General features: G+C 29.2%; 17 protein-coding genes and 1 other annotated feature. All 17 genes read left to right on the top strand.

Annotated elements, in window-relative coordinates; translation table 11 throughout:
- The first annotated feature begins 65 nt into the window (after positions 1-65).
- Positions 66-314 (top strand) — a binding site (T-box leader).
- 83 nt (positions 315-397) lie between these two features.
- On the top strand, positions 398-2,335 hold the full coding sequence (gene metG, locus ACTG45_RS19045; protein WP_021386453.1) for a methionine--tRNA ligase: 1,938 nt from the start codon (positions 398-400) through the stop codon (positions 2,333-2,335).
- Between the two features lie 29 nt (positions 2,336-2,364).
- Positions 2,365-3,135: a TatD family hydrolase gene (locus tag ACTG45_RS19040; RefSeq protein ID WP_021386463.1), complete on the top strand. Its 771-nt coding sequence runs from the start codon at positions 2,365-2,367 to the stop codon at positions 3,133-3,135.
- A 345-nt stretch (positions 3,136-3,480) separates the two neighbouring features.
- Positions 3,481-3,912: a phosphonate C-P lyase system protein PhnG gene (gene phnG / locus ACTG45_RS19035; RefSeq protein WP_044214042.1), complete on the top strand. Its 432-nt coding sequence runs from the start codon at positions 3,481-3,483 to the stop codon at positions 3,910-3,912.
- Positions 3,913-3,926: 14 nt separating this feature from the next.
- Positions 3,927-4,502, top strand: a complete 576-nt coding sequence (gene phnH, locus ACTG45_RS19030; RefSeq protein ID WP_479919595.1) for a phosphonate C-P lyase system protein PhnH — start codon at positions 3,927-3,929, stop codon at positions 4,500-4,502.
- 2 nt (positions 4,503-4,504) lie between these two features.
- Positions 4,505-5,590, top strand: a complete 1,086-nt coding sequence (locus ACTG45_RS19025; RefSeq protein ID WP_479919594.1) for a carbon-phosphorus lyase complex subunit PhnI — start codon at positions 4,505-4,507, stop codon at positions 5,588-5,590.
- A gap of 19 nt (positions 5,591-5,609) precedes the next feature.
- Positions 5,610-6,479, top strand: a complete 870-nt coding sequence (locus ACTG45_RS19020) for an alpha-D-ribose 1-methylphosphonate 5-phosphate C-P-lyase PhnJ (RefSeq protein WP_021386460.1) — start codon at positions 5,610-5,612, stop codon at positions 6,477-6,479.
- Positions 6,472-7,338: an ATP-binding cassette domain-containing protein gene (locus ACTG45_RS19015; RefSeq protein ID WP_479919593.1), complete on the top strand. Its 867-nt coding sequence runs from the start codon at positions 6,472-6,474 to the stop codon at positions 7,336-7,338. Before ACTG45_RS19020 ends, ACTG45_RS19015 begins: the two co-directional genes overlap by 8 nt.
- A 40-nt stretch (positions 7,339-7,378) precedes the next feature.
- On the top strand, positions 7,379-8,092 hold the full coding sequence (locus ACTG45_RS19010) for a phosphonate C-P lyase system protein PhnL (protein WP_021386449.1): 714 nt from the start codon (positions 7,379-7,381) through the stop codon (positions 8,090-8,092).
- Entirely contained in the window at positions 8,093-9,262 is a 1,170-nt protein-coding gene (locus ACTG45_RS19005; RefSeq protein WP_479919592.1) for an alpha-D-ribose 1-methylphosphonate 5-triphosphate diphosphatase, read from the top strand.
- A gap of 3 nt (positions 9,263-9,265) precedes the next feature.
- A complete protein-coding gene (locus ACTG45_RS19000) occupies positions 9,266-10,102 on the top strand; it encodes a PHP domain-containing protein (protein WP_021386467.1) in 837 nt (278 codons plus the stop codon).
- Positions 10,103-11,098, top strand: coding sequence for an ABC transporter ATP-binding protein (locus tag ACTG45_RS18995; protein WP_479919591.1), 996 nt, complete (start codon positions 10,103-10,105; stop codon positions 11,096-11,098). It abuts the gene before it with no gap.
- A 17-nt stretch (positions 11,099-11,115) separates the two neighbouring features.
- Positions 11,116-12,804: a putative 2-aminoethylphosphonate ABC transporter permease subunit gene (locus tag ACTG45_RS18990; RefSeq protein WP_479919590.1), complete on the top strand. Its 1,689-nt coding sequence runs from the start codon at positions 11,116-11,118 to the stop codon at positions 12,802-12,804.
- Positions 12,805-12,815: 11 nt separating this feature from the next.
- A complete protein-coding gene (locus ACTG45_RS18985) occupies positions 12,816-13,883 on the top strand; it encodes a putative 2-aminoethylphosphonate ABC transporter substrate-binding protein (protein ID WP_479917772.1) in 1,068 nt (355 codons plus the stop codon).
- A gap of 445 nt (positions 13,884-14,328) precedes the next feature.
- A complete protein-coding gene (locus ACTG45_RS18980; RefSeq protein WP_479917771.1) occupies positions 14,329-15,321 on the top strand; it encodes an ABC transporter ATP-binding protein in 993 nt (330 codons plus the stop codon).
- A 17-nt stretch (positions 15,322-15,338) separates the two neighbouring features.
- Entirely contained in the window at positions 15,339-17,027 is a 1,689-nt protein-coding gene (locus ACTG45_RS18975; protein ID WP_479919589.1) for a putative 2-aminoethylphosphonate ABC transporter permease subunit, read from the top strand.
- A 10-nt stretch (positions 17,028-17,037) separates the two neighbouring features.
- Entirely contained in the window at positions 17,038-18,105 is a 1,068-nt protein-coding gene (locus tag ACTG45_RS18970; RefSeq protein WP_479917769.1) for a putative 2-aminoethylphosphonate ABC transporter substrate-binding protein, read from the top strand.
- 363 nt (positions 18,106-18,468) lie between these two features.
- Positions 18,469-18,999, top strand: a complete 531-nt coding sequence (rnmV, locus tag ACTG45_RS18965; protein WP_479919588.1) for a ribonuclease M5 — start codon at positions 18,469-18,471, stop codon at positions 18,997-18,999.
- Positions 19,000-19,126: the final 127 nt, after the last annotated feature.

Here is a 19,126-nt window from a genome sequence, read left to right as displayed (position 1 = left end):
TTTGTTGACAATGTGGGAAAAATTTTATAATATAGTGATTATATAGAAATAAATAGTAATATAAATTATAAGCTATGAAAAGAAGAGTAAATAAAGGTTTTTTCTATCAGAGAGCTAGGTTAGGTGAAAGCTAGTGTCAAAAGCTTTATTGAAGATGGTCTTGGAGCTTTTTATCTGAGCATATATGCTAGGATAAAACGGTTGGGCACGTTATAGTCTACTAAGATGTCTATAAAGTGAATTTCTACATTTCATGTGAAACATAATTATTATAGATGAATTAGGGTGGTACCGTGAATAATCTCGCCCCTATGTTAGCTCATAGGAGGCGATTTTTTATTATTTCAATGAAATATTTATAAAACTAGAACGATAAAAAAATTAGGAGGTAAATAATATGAGCAAACCGAGTTTTTATGTAACAACACCAATATACTATCCAAGTGGAGGATTACACATAGGTCATACTTATTCAACAGTAGCAGCAGATACGATAGCTAGATTTAAGCGTTTTTGTGGATACGATGTAAAGTTCTTAACAGGAACAGATGAGCATGGTGAAAAAATCCAAAAGAAAGCTATAGAACAAGGAATGTCAGAGATAGAATATCTTGATGGAATGATAAAAGATATAAAGGCTTTATGGAATACTATGGATATATCTTATGATGATTTTATAAGAACAACAGAAAAAAGACATACAGACATAATACAAAAAATATTTACTAAATTATATGAGCAAGGTGATATATATAAAGGAGAATATGAAGGTAGATATTGTACTCCTTGTGAAAGTTTCTGGACAGAATCTCAATTATTGGAAGGAAATAAATGCCCTGATTGTGGAAGAGAAACATATTTAGTGAAAGAAGAATCTTATTTCTTTAGACTATCTAAATATGAAGATAGATTAAAAGAGTTATTTAAGGATGATAGCTTCTGTTTCCCTGCTGCTAGAAAAAACGAAATGGTAGCAAACTTTTTAGATAAAGGATTAGAGGACTTAAGCGTAACAAGAACGACTTTTGACTGGGGTATAAAAGTTCCTTTTGATGAAAAACATGTAATTTATGTATGGGTAGATGCTTTATGTAATTACATAACAGCATTAGGATATATGACTGACAATGATGAAGAATTCAAAAAATATTGGCCTGCAAATGTTCAAATAGTAGGTAAAGAAATAGTGAGATTCCATACAATAATATGGCCAGCACTTTTAATGGCTTTAGGTTTAGAAGTTCCAAAGCAAGTATTTGGACATGGATGGATATTATTTGCTGATGATAAGATGAGTAAATCAAAAGGTAATGTGGTTTATCCAGAACCTATAATAGAAAGATATGGAATAGATACACTTAAATATTTCTTATTAAGAGAGTTTGCATTTGGACAAGATGGAAGTTATACTCATAGAAATTTTGTAACAAGAATAAATTATGACCTAGCAAATGATTTAGGAAACTTAATAAGCAGAACAGTAGCCATGGTTGAAAAGTATAATAATGGTATAATACCAACAGTAAAAGTTTCAACTGACTTTGATGCAGATTTAAAAGAGCAAGCTGTATCAACTAGAGAAAACTTTGAAGCTGAAATGGACAAAATGCAATTCCATGAAGCATTAGAGAGTGTATGGAAATTAGTTAGAAGAACTAATAAATATATAGATGAGACTATGCCTTGGGCACTAGCTAAAGATGAAACTAAGAAAGATGAATTAGACACAGTTTTATATAATTTATGTGAATCTATAAGAATAATTGCAACATTAATAAATCCTATAATGAATGAAACAGCAAATAAGATATATGAGCATATAGGAATAAAAGGTCAAGATGATATAACTACATGGGAAAGTACAAAAACATTTGGCCTTATTGGCGAAAATGTAAAGGTATTTAAAGGTGAACCTTTATTCCCAAGATTAGATGTAGAAAAGGAAATAGAAGAATTAACTAAGATGTTTTCTGGGAAACCTCCAGTAGAAGAAAAGCCATTAGAGCATAAAGAAGAAATTACTATTGATGACTTAGATAAAATAGAGCTTAGAGTAGGAAAAATAATAAGCTGTGAAAAGCATCCAAAAGCAAATAAATTATTAGTATCACAAGTTAAAATTGGACCAGAAACAAGACAAATAGTATCAGGAATAGCTGAATACTATAAGCCAGAAGACTTGGTAGGTAAGGAAGTTACAGTAGTATGTAACTTAAAACCAGTCAAATTAAGAGGTGTAGAATCTCAAGGTATGATACTAGCAGCAGGTGATGATGGAGACCCATATGTTCTACCATTTACACAAGGGGCTAAAGATGGATGCGAGGTTCGTTAATAAGCAATTAAACAGTAAGGAGATTAAAAATGTTATTTGACTCACATGCACATTTAAACGATGAAAGTTTTGATGAAGATAGAGATGAACTTATTGGTTCATTAAAAGAAAAAGGTGTAGATTTAGTTGTAAATCCAGGTGCAGATATAGAAACATCAATAACAGCAATTGAACTAGCAAAAAAGTATGATTTTATATATTCAGCAGTTGGAGTACATCCACATGATGTATCAAAGCTAGATGATACAGCAATAGATACTTTAAGAAAACTTGCAACTGAAAATGAAAAAGTTGTAGCTATTGGAGAAATTGGGTTAGATTATTATTATGATTATTCTCCAAGAGAAGAGCAAAAAGAGTGGTTTAAGAAGCAAATTGAGTTAGCTAATGAGTTAAAACTTCCAATAATAATACATGATAGAGATGCACATGGAGATACTTTTGAGATAATAAAAAGTACTAAAAGTCCTGAAATAGGGTGTGTACTCCATTGTTATAGTGGCAATGTGGAATTAGCTAGAGAATATGTTAAAATGGGTTGTTATATATCAATTCCAGGAACAGTTACTTTTAAGAATAATAAGAAAACTAGAGAAGTAGTAAGAGAAATTCCTCTGGAAAGGCTGTTTATAGAGACTGATTCACCATATATGTCACCAGAGCCACACAGAGGAAAGAGAAATAACCCTTCTCAAGTAGCTTTTGTTGCTGATAAAATAGCTCAAGAAAAAGGTATATCATATGAAGAAGTATGTAGAGCTACAAAAGAAAATGCAAAGAAGTTTTTTAATATAAAATAAATAATTAAAACTTATAATGATATATTAAAATAAATCATTATAAGTACAAAATGAGGGAGTGTCTCAAGACGAACTTTTTAGTTCATGAGGCACTCTTTTTTTTGAAATCAAATATATTTTCATCATTTTAACAATGAAAAAGGTGCTTATATCTATTTTGGGACAACCTCCTTTTTTATTTCTAGTGATTTAATTTACATTTTCAATATATAATTTCTTAACATTGTTAAAAAAGAATTTACAAGATATCCATTAGAATTAACTGAAACATAATATCTATTTAACTTAAGTTGTTTATTATATTCTTAGGTAAGCAAACGAAAGGTAAATTAAGGAGGCAAAATCTTGTATACAGTTGATAGTACTAAGATATTGATAAATATGGATTTAGGGAAACTAGAAAAAATATATTCAATGATAAAAAACATATCAAGTATTTCTATAATCAAAGAACCTAACTTAGCTACGGTGATGGTAAGAGCTAATGAAAGTGTAAATAATGCAACATTTAATTTAGGAGAGATATTAGTGACAGAATGTAGTGTAAAGGTGGATGAAAGTTTAGGTTATGGAATAGTTGCAGAAAATGATGATAAGAAAGTTGTTTATTTAGCAGCTATAGATGCAGTTTTACATAGCAATAACACTAAATTTGATGAGTTAAAAAATTATATAAATAAAAGTGTATATGAAGAGAGCTTAAGATATGAGCAAGAGATTATTGACGAGTTTAGTTTGATTAATAAAACAAAAGTTCAATTCAATACTATGGATTAAATAGGAGGAGAATCATGGTAAATTATACACAAGAAATATATAGAAAACTGCTAGATAGTGCTTCATTTCCTGGGAAATTAAATAACATAGATAATATAAATATAGAAAATAATACAAAACTATCAAATGGAGCAATTGGTATAGCAATTACTCTATTAGACCAAGAGGTTACCTTCTATGTAGAAAATCATACTCAAGAAGATATAAAAAACATAAGAGCACTTACAATGTCAAATCAAGTAGATTATAAAAAGTCAGATTATCTATTTTTAGATATTAATTCAGAAATAGATATACTGCAAGTTAGAATAGGTTCTTTTGAATATCCAGATGAGAGTGCAACTATAATACATCAAGTAAATGATTTATCAATAGATTATCAAACTAAGTATATAAAACTTGATTTAAGTGGTCCTGGTATAAAATCTAAAAATAGTTTATATATAGATGGAGTTAAAAAAGAATTTCTAGAAAGATTATCTACTATAAATAAAGATTATCCAATAGGAGTAGATTTGATTTTAGTGGATAAAAAAGGAGAACTTGTTTTTATACCAAGGTCATCAAAATTAAGTTGGGAGGTACTATAAAAATGGCTTATGTAGCAGTTAAAGGTGGAGAAGAAGCTATATTACAGGCTAAAAATATACTTGAATTTTATAGAGTAAAAGGAGAGAGTTTGCCTATAGATGTAAAGCAGATTAAAGAGCAGATGTCTTATGCTGTAGATAAAGTAATGTCTGAAGGTAGTTTATACAACAAGGAATTATCTGCATTAGCTATAAAACAAGCTCAAGGTGATATATTAGAAGCATCTTTCTATATAAGAGCTTTAAGGTCAACAATGCCTAGAGTTACATATTCAGAACCTATAAACACAGAAGAGATGAGAATAAAGAGGAGAATATCAGCTACATTTAAAGATATACCAGGAGGTCAATATCTTGGAGCAACAAGAGATTATGAGAATAGAATACTAAATGTAGAATTATTAAAAGAAGACGAAAAAAAGAATAGAGACTTTAAAGATAGTTTCATAAGTGAATTAGAAAAAGTGGATGAAATACCTAAGTTTACAAAGATATCTAATATATTTAGAGAAGAAAATTTATTACAAGAAGAAGTGTGTGAAGATAAATCAGAGGAAGTGATAGATGATATCACAAGAAATAGTCTAAGATTTCCAGTTTCTAGGTCGGCAAAATTACAGGCTTTAACCAGAGGTGAAAGTGGAGTGGTATCAGGTTTTGCTTATGCTATTGTAAGAGGTTTTGGTGATGAACATCCATATATAAGTGAACTTAGAACAGGTAATGTATCTATAAAAATAAAACATCCTATCTATGAAGATGAGCAAATAACAGTTGGTGACATGTTGGTTACTGAATGTGAAATAGTTTCCAAAGCATCACAAAACAAGACTGAAAGTTCTAAAAAAAGTTCAGAAGATAGAAATAAAATGTCTTTAGGATATGGTCTTTGTATGGGGAACAACGAGAATAAGGCTATATCTATGGCTATACTAGATAAATCTTTGGAACCAAATAGTGAAAAACTAGCACAAGATGAAGAATTTGTATTGCTTCATATAGATGGAATAGATTCATTAGGATTTATATCTCACTTTAAGCTTCCTCATTATGTAGATTTTAAAGCGGATGTAGAAAGAATAAAATAGTTTATGGAGGTAAGTTTAGGTGATATATAACTATGGTTTTTTAGATGAAAACACGAAGAAGGAAATAAGAAGAAAAATATTAAAAGCAGTATCAATACCTGGTTATCAAGTTCCTTTTGGTTCAAGAGAATTGCCTATAGCTAAAGGATGGGGTACTGGAGGTCTACAACTGACACTATCATTAATTGGTAAAAGTGATGTAGTAAAAGTAATTGACCAAGGAAGTGATGATTCTACAAATGCTTGTAATATAAGAAGCTTTGTCGCAGATGTAAGCAATGTAGAAACCACAAAAGATACATTAGATGCTACATTGATTCAAACAAGACATAGAATACCAGAAGAAAAACTAAAATCTAACCAAATACTGATATTTCAAGTACCAATACCAGAAACACTTAGAATAGTAGAACCTAGTGAAGTTGAAACGAGAAGAATGCATTCAGAAGAAGATTATAGCAGGATGTGGGTATATCTTTATGAAGATATAGTTAGATTTGATGATATATCAATAGCAGCCGAATATCCATGTAAAGTAAATGATAGATATTTAATGAATCCATCTCCAATACCAAGGTTTGACATAAAAAAATTAAACATGTCAGACAATTTATTCTTATTTGGTGCAGGAAGAGAAAAAAGGATATATGCAATTCCTCCATATACAAAAGTGGAACCTTTAGAATTTGAAGATTATAAATTTGAAGAGGAAAAATTTGAAGGAAAGTATTGTAGTTTATGTAAAAGTACAAACACATTTTTGGATGAAGTGTATGATAGTGACACTAATGAAAAGTACTATAGTTGCTCAGATACAAGTTATTGTGAAAAGGTTAGGTTAAGAAATAACGGTGTAGATGTGACAATTGGAGGTGCTTGGAATGAGTAATATAAATAAAACTAAAAGAGTAGAAAATTTAGATAAACAAGTATTAATAGGAAGAAATATCAATCTTATTTATGGAGATGGATGTGAAAAGTGTTTTGAAAGCACAGGATATGAAAGTAACAATATATGCAAATATTGTGGCTCTATAGTTGCATGTAATAATGTAAATCTAGAACTTTATGAAGGGGAAGTTCTTGGTATTGTAGGTGAATCTGGTTCAGGAAAAAGTACATTATTAAAAATACTATTTTTTCAAGAACATGCCAACAGTGGAGAGGTATATATATCACATTACAATAAAGATGAAAATATATTAGAACTTTCAGACCAGAAAAAGAGGTATATAAAGAATCATTTTATGGGTATTGTATATCAAAATCCTCATCTTGGTTTAAACTTGGATTTTAGCAGTGGTGGTAACATAGCAGAAAAATTATTAATGGCAAATTTATATAACGTTGAAAAAATAAGAGATAGAGCCAAAGAACTTCTAATAAAAACTAACATACCTGTAGAGAGAATAGACCATAAACCAAAATACTTTAGTGGGGGAATGCAACAGCGAGTTCAAATAGCAAAAGCTCTTTCAAATAATCCTCCAATATTGCTACTAGATGAAGTTACAACAGGTTTAGATGTATCTGTACAAGCCGAAGTTTTGGATTTAATAAGAGAAATTCAAAGAGAGCTGAAGATTTCTATGGTAGTTGTATCTCATGACTTTGATGTTATCAAAATGCTTGCTGATAGGACAATTGTAATGAAAAATGGAAGTGTTATTGAGTCTGGTCTTACAGACCAAATAATGGAAGACCCACAACACCCATATACTCAGCAACTTATAAATTCATTGTTATAAATATTGTTTGTAAATAAGTAAAATGGGGGCTTTGAATAAAATGAAAGAAACTATACTTGAAGTAAATAATTTTAGTAAGGATTTTGAACTACATGCATTGAACAAAACTATAAAGGCATGTAATAATATAAGCTTTGAAGTTTCAAAAGGGGAATTCTTAGGAATAATAGGTAAATCTGGAGCAGGTAAATCCACTATATTAAAAAGTATTTACAAAACATACATACCAACAACTGGAGAAATAATCTTTAACTCAGAAACATATGGGAATATAGACTTGGCTAAAATTGGAGACAGAGAAATGATAAACCTTAGAAAAAAGGAAATAGGGTATGTATCACAGTTTTTAAAGACACTTCCACGAATAACTGCAATTGAACTAGTAATACATTCATTAATTGAGAGTGGGTTTGAAAAAATTTGTGCATATGATATGGCAAAAGATATACTTAATCAATTTGAAATAAAGGAAAATTTATGGGATGCTTATCCAAATAATTTTTCTGGTGGAGAAAAGTTAAGATTAAATCTTGCTCAAGCTATGGTTAAAAAACCTAGACTCTTGTTACTTGATGAACCAACTGCATCGCTTGATAATCAATCTAAAATATATGTAAAAGAAAAAATGTTGGAACTTAAAAGTCAAGGAACTACAATGATAGGAATTTTTCATGATATAGAATTTATGGAAACTGTTATAGATAAGACCTTTACTATGGCAAAAGGGACTATGAGTGAAAGTGGGGTAGCCTAGATGATAAAACTAATTCATAATGCAAATATTGTATTAGAAGATGCAATACTTGAAAATGCTCATTTAATTATAGAAGGAGATACAATAAAAAAAGTATCAAATGATAAGATTGACTATGCATTTGATTTTAATGAGATAGATGAAATAATAGATGCAAAAAACTTGTATGTCATACCTGGTATCATAGATATTCATAGTGATGCTATTGAAAAGGAAATAGAGCCAAGACCAAGTACATTATTACCATTTAATATGGCATTTTATGAACTTGATAAAAAATTACCTGCAAATGGAATAACTACAGTTTATCATTCTATATCTTTAGGTGATGGAGTAGGGGTTAGAAGTATTGATAATTCTTTAAAGATGATTGAAAATATTGATTCATACAAAAATGTAGATAGTAAGAGTATAAATCATAAGGTTCATCTAAGATACGAAGTATTATATCATGAAGGTTTAGATAAGGTTTCAGAATTATTAGAGGAAAATAAAATAGATTATTTATCAATAATGGACCATTCTCCAGGTCAAGGTCAGTATACAAATCCAAAATTTTATAGAGAATATGCTACTAAAGTATGGGGAGTTACAGAAAATTATGTTGATACATGGCTAGATGGTCTAGTAGATTTACATGATAATTTGGATTGGAACAAAATAGCTAATGTTATAGGAAAAGCAAAAAATAAAAATATAAATATTGCTTCACATGATGATGATACATTAGAAAAGATGGATTTTATAAAAAATATAGGAGTCAATGTATCTGAATTTCCTATAACTCTTGAGGTTGCAAAGTATTCAAAGAAGCTAGGTGTCTTAACTTGTCTGGGTGCACCAAATATTGTAAGGGGAAAATCTCACAATAACAACTTAACAGCAATGGATGCTATATTGGAAGACTGTTGTGACATTGTTTGTTCGGATTATCTTCCATCAGCTATGATAAAGTCTATGTGCATAGTTGCAGAAAAAACTAACAATTTAAATAGAGCAGTCAATTTATTTACTTCAAATCCAGCTAAAGCAGTTGGTATATACGATGAAAGAGGTAGCATAGAAGAAAATAAAAAGGCAGATTTAGTTTTAGTAGATATTGATAGTGAATATCCAAAGATTGTAAATACTATTGTAAATGGAAATACAGTTTATAAAAGGGAGGTATAAAGATTGTTAACAGATTTACATTGTCATACAAGTATATCAGATAATAATTTAACTACAGAAGAAATAATAAAAAAAGCATCAGAAAAGAATATAAATGTACTAGCAATAACAAATCATGATACTTTATCTGGATTAGATGAAGCTCTTGTACTTGGAGAACATTATGGAATAACAATAATACCAGGTATAGAAATTTCGGCTTATGATTACAAAAATAGAAAAAGAGTTCATATTCTAGGATATAACATAGATTTAAATAGTCAAGAAATAAAAAGTCTATGTAATCCAATGGTATGCGATAGACATAAAGCATCCGTTAAGATGGTAAATAAAATTATAGATTTAGGATACAAAATATCTCTAGAAGATGTAAAGAAATACTCATCAAAAACTGGAATATTTAAACAACACATAATGAAAGCTCTTATAGATAAAGGATATACAGATAATATATATTCCAGTCTATATAAAGAATTGTTTCACAGAGGAAATGGTAAGGCATATGTATCCTTAAAGTATGTGGATTATAGAGATGCAATAAAAGCTATAAAAAATTCTGGTGGAATTTGTGTATTAGCCCATCCTGGTCAAATGGACAATTTCAGTGCTATTGAAGATATGGTAAAAGTAGGATTAGATGGCATAGAAGCATATCATCCTTCACACAATAAAGAATTGGAAAAAGAATCACTTTTTTATGCTAAGAAGTACAACTTGGTAGTTACAGGAGGTTCAGATTACCATGGGGATTATTCTCAGCATAACTATGAACTTGGAAGCAAGAGTTTAAATAGAGAAGACCTATTTAAGTTCAGGTTGGCTTTGGGAGGGGTTTTATAAATGTCTTTTTTACAAGTAAAAAATGTAAGTAAAAGTTATGGACAAGTCAAAGTACTAAAAGATATATCTATTGACATTGAAAAAGGAGAGTTTATCTGTTTACTAGGTCCAAGTGGTTGTGGTAAAAGTACATTGCTTAGGATAATTGCAGGTCTTGAAGATAAACATGATGGAAAAATAATAATAAACGATAAGGATATGACCAATTCACCACCTGAAAGTAGAAATTTTGGTATAGTTTTTCAGTCATATGCATTATTTCCAAATATGAATGTTTACAAAAACATAGCTTTTGGATTAGAAAATAAAAATATAAGTAAATCTAATATCGATAAGAAGGTTAAAGAAGTTCTAGAAGTTGTAGAATTGAGTGGATATGATAAAAAATATCCAGCACAATTATCAGGAGGACAACAACAAAGAGTAGCATTAGCTCGTGCAATTGCTTTAGAACCAGACTTTTTACTTCTTGACGAACCTTTATCGGCATTAGATGCAAAAGTAAGGTTAAAACTTAGAGAGCAGATTAGAAGTTTACATAGAAAACTAGGAATTACAACTATAATGGTAACTCATGACCAAGAAGAAGCGCTTTGTTTGGCTGATAAGATGGTTGTTATGAATAGCGGAGAAATAATACAGGTTGGAACACCAAAAGAAGTATATAAAAATCCCAACACACCTTTTGTAGCTGACTTTATAGGAACAATTAATTTTATAGATGATGGTATTAATAAAATAGCAATTAGACCAGAAGATATAAAAGTAGAATTCAATAGAGATTCTAAAGATAAGGATATAAAAGTAGGAGAAATTTTGGATATTGAATTTAGGGGATTTAACTATAGAATTACAGTTGAGTATTGTTCTAAACAAATGAAGTTAGATGTAGTTTCAAAAGTTGCTGAACAAATGAAACTATGTATAGGTTCTAAAATAAACTTTAAGATACCTAAAGAAGGAATTGTAGAGTATAAATCAGAGGGATGTGCTTAATAGCTAGGGGTGAATAAATGATAACAGCAAAGAATAAAAGAAGAATAGGTGATAGCACGATACAGAAATGTTTCTTAGTTTTTTCAGTAATTTTACTAATAGTATTTATATTATTTCCATTAGTATCATTATTAAAAAATGCATTCTTAGATACAACTGGAAATTTTATAGGTTTTTCAAATTTTAGTAAGTATATTGAAAATCCAAGTCTTATAGCATCGTTTAAAAACTCAATTTTTGTATCTACAGTTTCGTCTTTAATATCACTATGTTTAGCATTTATATATTCGTATGCAATAACAAGAACAAATATAAAGTTTAAAAACTTTTTTAAAACTATGGGGATGTTTCCACTTTTTGCACCAACTATGTTATATGGTATTTCACTTATATACCTTTTTGGAAATAAAGGAATCTTTACAACAATGGGATTTGAGGTACCATTATATGGTCCATTAGGAATAATTATTTCTCAGATACTATTTACATTTCCACAAGCATTTTTAATATTATCTGTTGCACTTTCAATGGCAGATTATAGACTTTATGAAGCAGCAGATAGCTTGGGAGCTAGTGAATTTAAGAAGTTCTGTAAAATTACAATTCCAGGTATAAAGTATTCACTGGTTAGTTCATTCTTTGTGTCCTTTATACTAGCATTTACAGATTTTGGAGCAGCCAAGGTAGTTGGAGGAAACTATAATGTATTGGCTACTGACATATACAAACAAGTAGTAGGGCAATTTAACATACCAATGGGAGCAACTGTTTCTATGGTAATGCTGATTCCTGTACTGATAGCTTTTACATTAGATAAGATGGCAAGTAAAAAGCAAGGAATGACTATAACTGCAAAATCTATGCCATATAAAATTAAGGAAAATAAGCTTAGAGATAGAGTATTTTTAATAGCATGTAGTTTTATAACTTTATTAATCTTTATTTTGATATTCGTTTCAGTTATAGGTTCAGTTATAAAACTATGGCCATATAATTTAAGTTTTACAATGGAGCATTATACATTTAAAGGTATCTTGGGAAGTGGAATAAAAACATATTTAAGTAGTTTAAAAATATCAACTTTAACAGCAATATTTGGAACTATATTTGTATTTTTTAGTGCATATATGATAGAAAAAGTAGATAAATTTCCTAGATTAAGACAAACGGCTTACTTTTTATCAATGATACCTATGGCATTACCTGGATTGGTTTTAGGTATATCATATATAACTTTTTTTAACTCAGCAAATAATCCATTAAACTTTCTATATGGAAGTACAGTGATACTAGTTATAGTAAATATAGTTCATTTTTATTCAGTTTGCTTTATAACTTCAAATTCATCGCTAAAGATTCTAGATAAAGAATATGAACTAGTTGCAAAATCTATAAATATACCATTTTATAAAGTGTTTTTTAACATAACAGTTCCAATGTCTATAACATCAATACTTGAAATAGTAGTATATTATTTTGTAAATTCAATGGTTACTGTTTCAGCATTAATATTTTTATATACTCCTCAGACTCAGACAGCATCAATATCAATACTAAAGTTGGATGAGATAGGATATATAGGGCCATCGGCTGCTATGGCAGTATTAGTGCTTTTAACAAATATAGTAGTAAGGCTTTTGTACGAATTTGTCACAAAGAAGTTGAAAAATAACACACAAAAATGGCAACAAAAAGATGTTGCCTAGGGGAGGTAAAAATGAAATTTAAGAAGCTAGTTTCTTTAGGAGTATTATCAACACTTTTATTGAGTGTAATAACAGGGTGCAGTACTGCCTCATCAGGTTCGGATTCAAAGACTGATAGTAAGACAAAAGGAGATTTAACAGTTTATACAGCAATTGAAGAAGATAGTATAGAACCATATTTAGCTACATTTAAAGAAAAATATCCAGATATTAAATTAAATATTGTTAGAGCATCAACAGGAGACATAACAGCAAGACTACTGGCTGAAAAGGATAATCCTCAAGCAGATGTTGTATGGGGAGTTGCAGCTACAAGCTTATTAGTTGCAGATGAGCAAGGAATGTTAGAACCATATGCCCCAAAAGGTTCTGAGGAAATAGAGTCTGCATTTAAAGATGATAAGGAAGTTCCTTCTTGGGTTGGAATAGATGCTTGGATGACAGGTATAACAGTAAATACTAAAGAATTAAAAGATAAAAACATACCAGTTCCTAGTTCTTATGAAGATTTAACAAAGCCAGAGTATAAAGGTCTTATATCTATGCCTAATCCATCTTCTTCTGGTACAGGATATTTAACAGTATCAGCACTTATACAAATTATGGGTGAAGAAAAAGCATGGCAATACATGGACAAATTACATGAAAACATTGGTGTATATACTCAATCTGGTTCAGCTCCAGCTACATCAGCAGCTTCTGGAGAATATCCTATAGGTATATCTTTTGGATATAGAGGTATAAAATTAAAAGAGGAAGGATATCCAGTAGAAGTTGTATTTCCAAAAGAGGGTTCTGGATGGGATATAGAAGCAAATGCTCTTGTAAAAAAAGATGATATAAAAGAAGCTTCAAAAGTATTTTTAGATTGGGCGATAAGTAAAGAAGCAATGAATGAGTATTCTAAGAATTATGCTGTTACTACAGTTTCTACAGGAAATCCAATACCAGAAGGATTCCCTAAAAAACCATTAGAACAAATGATAGATAATGATTTAAAATCAGCAGCAAAAAATAGAGAAACTATACTAAATAAATGGATATCAAAATATGATGGAAAGACAGAAAAAGAGAGTTAAGTTTAATAATAAAATCAAATAAAAAAGAGCCTAGAATATAAATTTTATATCTAGGCTCTTTTAACGTGTTAAAATTTTTAAAATATTTTTCAGAACCAATATAAACTCAATATTTATAAATAATTATGTATTAAACTTATAACAATCAACATATTTTACTTATTACTATTAATTTAGAAGTATAGATATTACAGATTAAAATAAGTTATTTTTAATATTAAGATTAAAATATAACTATAATATATCAAGTAATTACGTTATTAACCGATTATTAAAATAGGTATGTAAATTTTTATTTAAGTAATTCTAGAATATATGATGAAAGAAGATATAAAGAAGGAAAATAAAAAGTAAATTGCTTTCAGATAACTATTAACTTGAAAGCAAGAGTTTAAATAGAGAAGACCTATTTAGGTTCAGGTTGGCTTTGGGAGGGGTTTTATAAATGTCTTTTTTACAAGTAAAAAATGTAAGTAAAAGTTATGGACAAGTCAAAGTACTAAAAGATATATCTATTGACATTGAAAAAGGAGAGTTTATCTGTTTACTAGGTCCAAGTGGTTGTGGTAAAAGTACATTGCTTAGGATAATTGCAGGTCTTGAAGATAAACATGATGGAAAAATAATAATAAACGATAAGGATATGACCAATTCACCGCCTGAAAGTAGAAATTTTGGTATAGTTTTCCAGTCATATGCATTATTTCCAAATATGAATGTTTACAAAAACATAGCTTTTGGATTAGAAAATAAAAATATAAGTAAATCTAATATCAAAAAAAAGGTTAAAGAAGTTCTAGAAATTGTAGAATTGAGTGGATATGAGAAAAAATATCCATCACAATTATCCGGAGGTCAACAACAAAGAGTAGCATTAGCTCGTGCAATTGCTTTAGAACCAAACTTTTTATTTCTTGATGAACCTTTATCTGCATTAGATGCAAAAGTAAGGTTAAAACTTAGAGAGCAAATTAGAAGCTTACATAGAAAACTAGGAATTACAACTATAATGGTAACACATGACCAAGATGAAGCACTTTGTTTATCTGATAAGATGGTTGTTATGAATAATGGAGAAATAATACAGGTTGGAACACCAAGAGAAGTATATAAAAATCCCAACACACCTTTTGTAGCTGACTTTATAGGAACAATTAATTTTATAGATGATGGTATTAATAAAATCGCAATTAGACCAGAAGATATAAGTATAGAATTTAATAGAGATTCTAAAGATGAGGATATAAAAGTTGGTGAGATTTTGGATATTGAATTTAGAGGATTTAACTATAGAATTACAGTTGAGTATTGTTCTAAGCAAATAAAAATAGATGTAGTTTCAAAAGTTATGGAACAAATGAATTTGTGTATAGGTTCTAAAATAAACTTTAAGATACCAAAAGGAATTGTAGCGTATAAATCAGAGGGATGTGCTTAATAGCTAGGGGTGAATAAATGATAAAAGTAAAAAATAAAAGAAAAATAAGTGATAGTACTATACAAAAGTATACTTTAACTTTTTCAGTAATTTTACTAATGGTATTTATATTATTTCCATTAGTATCATTATTAAAAAATGTTTTTCTAGATACAAGTGGAAATTTTATAGGCTTTTCAAACTTTAGTAAGTATATTGAAAATCCAAGCCTTATAAAATCGTTTAAGAACTCAGTTTTTGTATCTACAGTTTCGTCTTTAATATCACTATGTTTAGCATTTATATATTCGTATGCAATAACAAGAACAAATATAAAATTTAAGAACTTTTTTAAAACTATGGGAATTTTTCCACTTTTTGCGCCAGCTATGTTATATGGTATTTCACTTATATATCTTTTTGGAAATAAGGGGTTTTTTACAATTATGGGATTTGAGGTACAATTATATGGTCCATTAGGAATAATTATTTCTCAGATACTATTTACATTTCCACAAGCATTCTTAATATTGTCTGTCGCACTTTCAATGGCAGATTACAGACTTTATGAAGCAGCAGATAGCTTGGGAGCTAGTGGATTTAAAAAGTTCTATAAAATCACAATTCCAGGTATAAAGTATTCACTAATTAGTTCATTCTTTGTATCCTTTATACTAGCATTTACAGATTTTGGAGCGGCAAAGGTAGTTGGAGGAAACTATAATGTGTTAGCTACTGACATATATAAACAAGTGGTTGGACAATTTAATATACCAATGGGAGCAACTGTTTCTATGGTAATGTTGATTCCTGTACTAATAGCTTTTGCATTAGACAAGATGGCAAGCAAGAAACAGGAGATGACTATAACTGCAAAATCTATACCATATAAGATTAAGGAAAATAAGCTTAGAGATAGAGTGTTTTTAATAGCATGTAGTTTTATAACCTTATTAATCTTTATCTTGATATTCGTTTCAGTTATAGGCTCAGTTATAAAGTTATGGCCATATAATTTAAATTTCACAATAGAGCATTATACATTTAAAGGAATATCTGGAAATGGAATAAAAACATATTTAAGTAGTTTAAAAATATCAACTTTAACAGCAATATTTGGAACTATATTTGTATTTTTTAGTGCATATATGATAGAAAAAGTAGATAAATTCCCTATGTTAAGACAAATAGCTTACTTTTTATCAATGATACCTATGGCATTGCCTGGCTTAGCTTTAGGTATATCATATATAACTTTTTTTAACTCATCAAATAATCCATTAAACTTTCTATATGGGAGTACAATGATACTAGTTATAGTAAATATAGTTCATTTCTATACCGTTTCTTTCATAACTTCAAATTCATCACTAAAGATGCTAGATAAAGAATATGAACTAGTTGCAAAATCTATAAATATACCATTTTATAAAGTGTTTTTCAATGTAACAGTTCCTATGTCTATAACATCGATACTTGAAATAGCAGTATATTACTTTATGAATTCAATGGTTACTGTTTCAGCATTAATATTCTTATATACACCTCAAACTCAAACAGCATCAATATCAATACTAAAGTTAGATGAGATAGGATATATAGGGCCATCGGCTGCTATGGCAGTATTAGTGCTTTTAACAAATATAATAGTAAGACTGTTGTACGAATTTGTAACAAAAAAACTAAAAAATAACACACAAAAATGGCAACAAAAAGATGTTGCCTAGGGGGGAAAAAATGAAATTTAAGAAGCTAGTTTCTTTAGGAGTATTATCAACACTTTTATTGAGTGTAATAACAGGGTGCAGTACTGCCTCATCAGGTTCAGATTCAAAGACTTATAGTAAGACAAAAGGAGAGTTAACAGTTTATACAGCAATTGAAGAAGATAGTATAGACACATATTTAGCTACATTTAAAGAAAAATATCCAGATGTTAAATTGAATGTTTTTAGAGCATCAGTAGGAGATATAACAGCAAGACTACTGGCTGAAAAAGACAATCCTCAAGCAGATGTATTATGGGGTGTTGCAGCTACAAGTATGATAATTTTAGATGATCAAGGAATGTTAGAGCCATATACTCCAAAAGACTTTGATAAGATAAATCCTGCTTTTAAAGATGATAAGGAAGTTCCTTCTTGGGTTGGAATAGATGCTTGGATGACAGGTATAACAGTAAATACTAAAGAATTAAAAGATAAAAACATACCAGTTCCTAGCTCTTATGAAGATTTAATAAAACCAGAATATAAAGGTCTTATATCTATGCCTAACCCATCTTCTGCAGGAACAGGATATTTAACAGTATCAGCACTTATACAAATTATGGGTGAAGAAAAAGCATGGCAATACATGGATAAGCTACATAAAAATATTGGGGTATATACTCAATCTGGTTCAGCACCAGCAATATCAGCAGCTTCTGGAGAATACCCTATAGGTATATCTTTTGGAAATAGAGGTATAAAATTAAAAGAGGAAGGATATCCAGTAGAAGTTGTATTTCCCAAAGAGGGTTCTGGATGGGAGTTAGAATCAAATGCTCTTGTGAAAAAAGACAATATGAAGGAAGCTTCAAAAGTATTTTTAGATTGGGCGATAAGTAAAGATGTAATGAATGAGTATTCTAAGAATTTTGCAGTTACTACAATTGATACAGGAAATCCAATACCAGAAGGATTCCCTAAAAAGCCATTAGAACAAATGATAGACAATGATTTAAAATCATCAGCTAGAAATAGAGAAGCTATACTAAATAAATGGACATCAAAATATGATGGAAAGACAGAAAAAGAGAGTTAAACTTATAGAAAAGTAATTTAAAATAGAATGTATCAAAATGAAATGATAATTTATGTGTATAAAAAGGTGGATTCTGATATATAGAATTCGCCTTTTGACATATACAAATGTTCTATAGATGGCATAATATACTTAATATTAATAAAAGATATTAACATATTAAATATAAAGAAAAGTATCTCTACTACTATTTGTAAATAAGGTTATAAAAAACAAGGTAGTATTCATTTAATAAAAATGATTTTTTAATAAGATATGTTTTCAAATAAAAATAAATAGCTTAGTACCTTGATTAAATCAAATAAAAACCTTAAAATAAATAGATGTAAAGAAAAACTAAAAACGAATAAAAGGTGAATTTATATGATAAAAGAAATAATCGTAGTAGAGGGTAGAGATGATGTTACAGCAGTTAAGAGAGCAATAGATGCAGAACTTATAACTACAGGGGGATTTGGATTTCCAAAAGGTGTAATGGAGCGTATAAAAGCTGCTAATGAAAGACGTGGTGTCATAATATTTACAGACCCAGACTTTGCAGGTGAAAAAATAAGAAAAAAAATAGCATCAGAAGTTCCAGGATGTAAACATGCATTTCTACCAAGAGAAGAAGCTAAAAAAGATGGAGACATAGGAATTGAAAATGCTACTCCTAAAAGTATAATAGCAGCTTTGAATAAAGTTAGAACTGAAAATACAGAAAAAAGAAATGAATTTAAACAAGTTGACCTAATTAGAAATGGTCTTATAGGTAACGAAGATGCATCACATAGAAGAAATGCACTTGGTAAAATACTTGGAATTGGATATGGAAACGCAAAACAATTTTTAAATAGATTGAATAATTATGGAGTTGAAAGAGAAGAATTTATAGATGCATTAAAACAACTCTAAATGTAATATTTAGTATATGAAAAATATTATATAAAATAGATGTGAAATCACAGGTTAATTTAAGACAAATTATTTCTAATAAATACTTTGTTTTAAACACATACAAATATGTATAATTAAAAAAATT

It is taken from the genome of Clostridioides sp. LIBA-7602 (assembly GCF_056688945.1).
The sequence above is the reverse complement of the archived record's forward strand: the minus strand, read 5'-3'. Positions and strand labels throughout refer to the sequence as shown.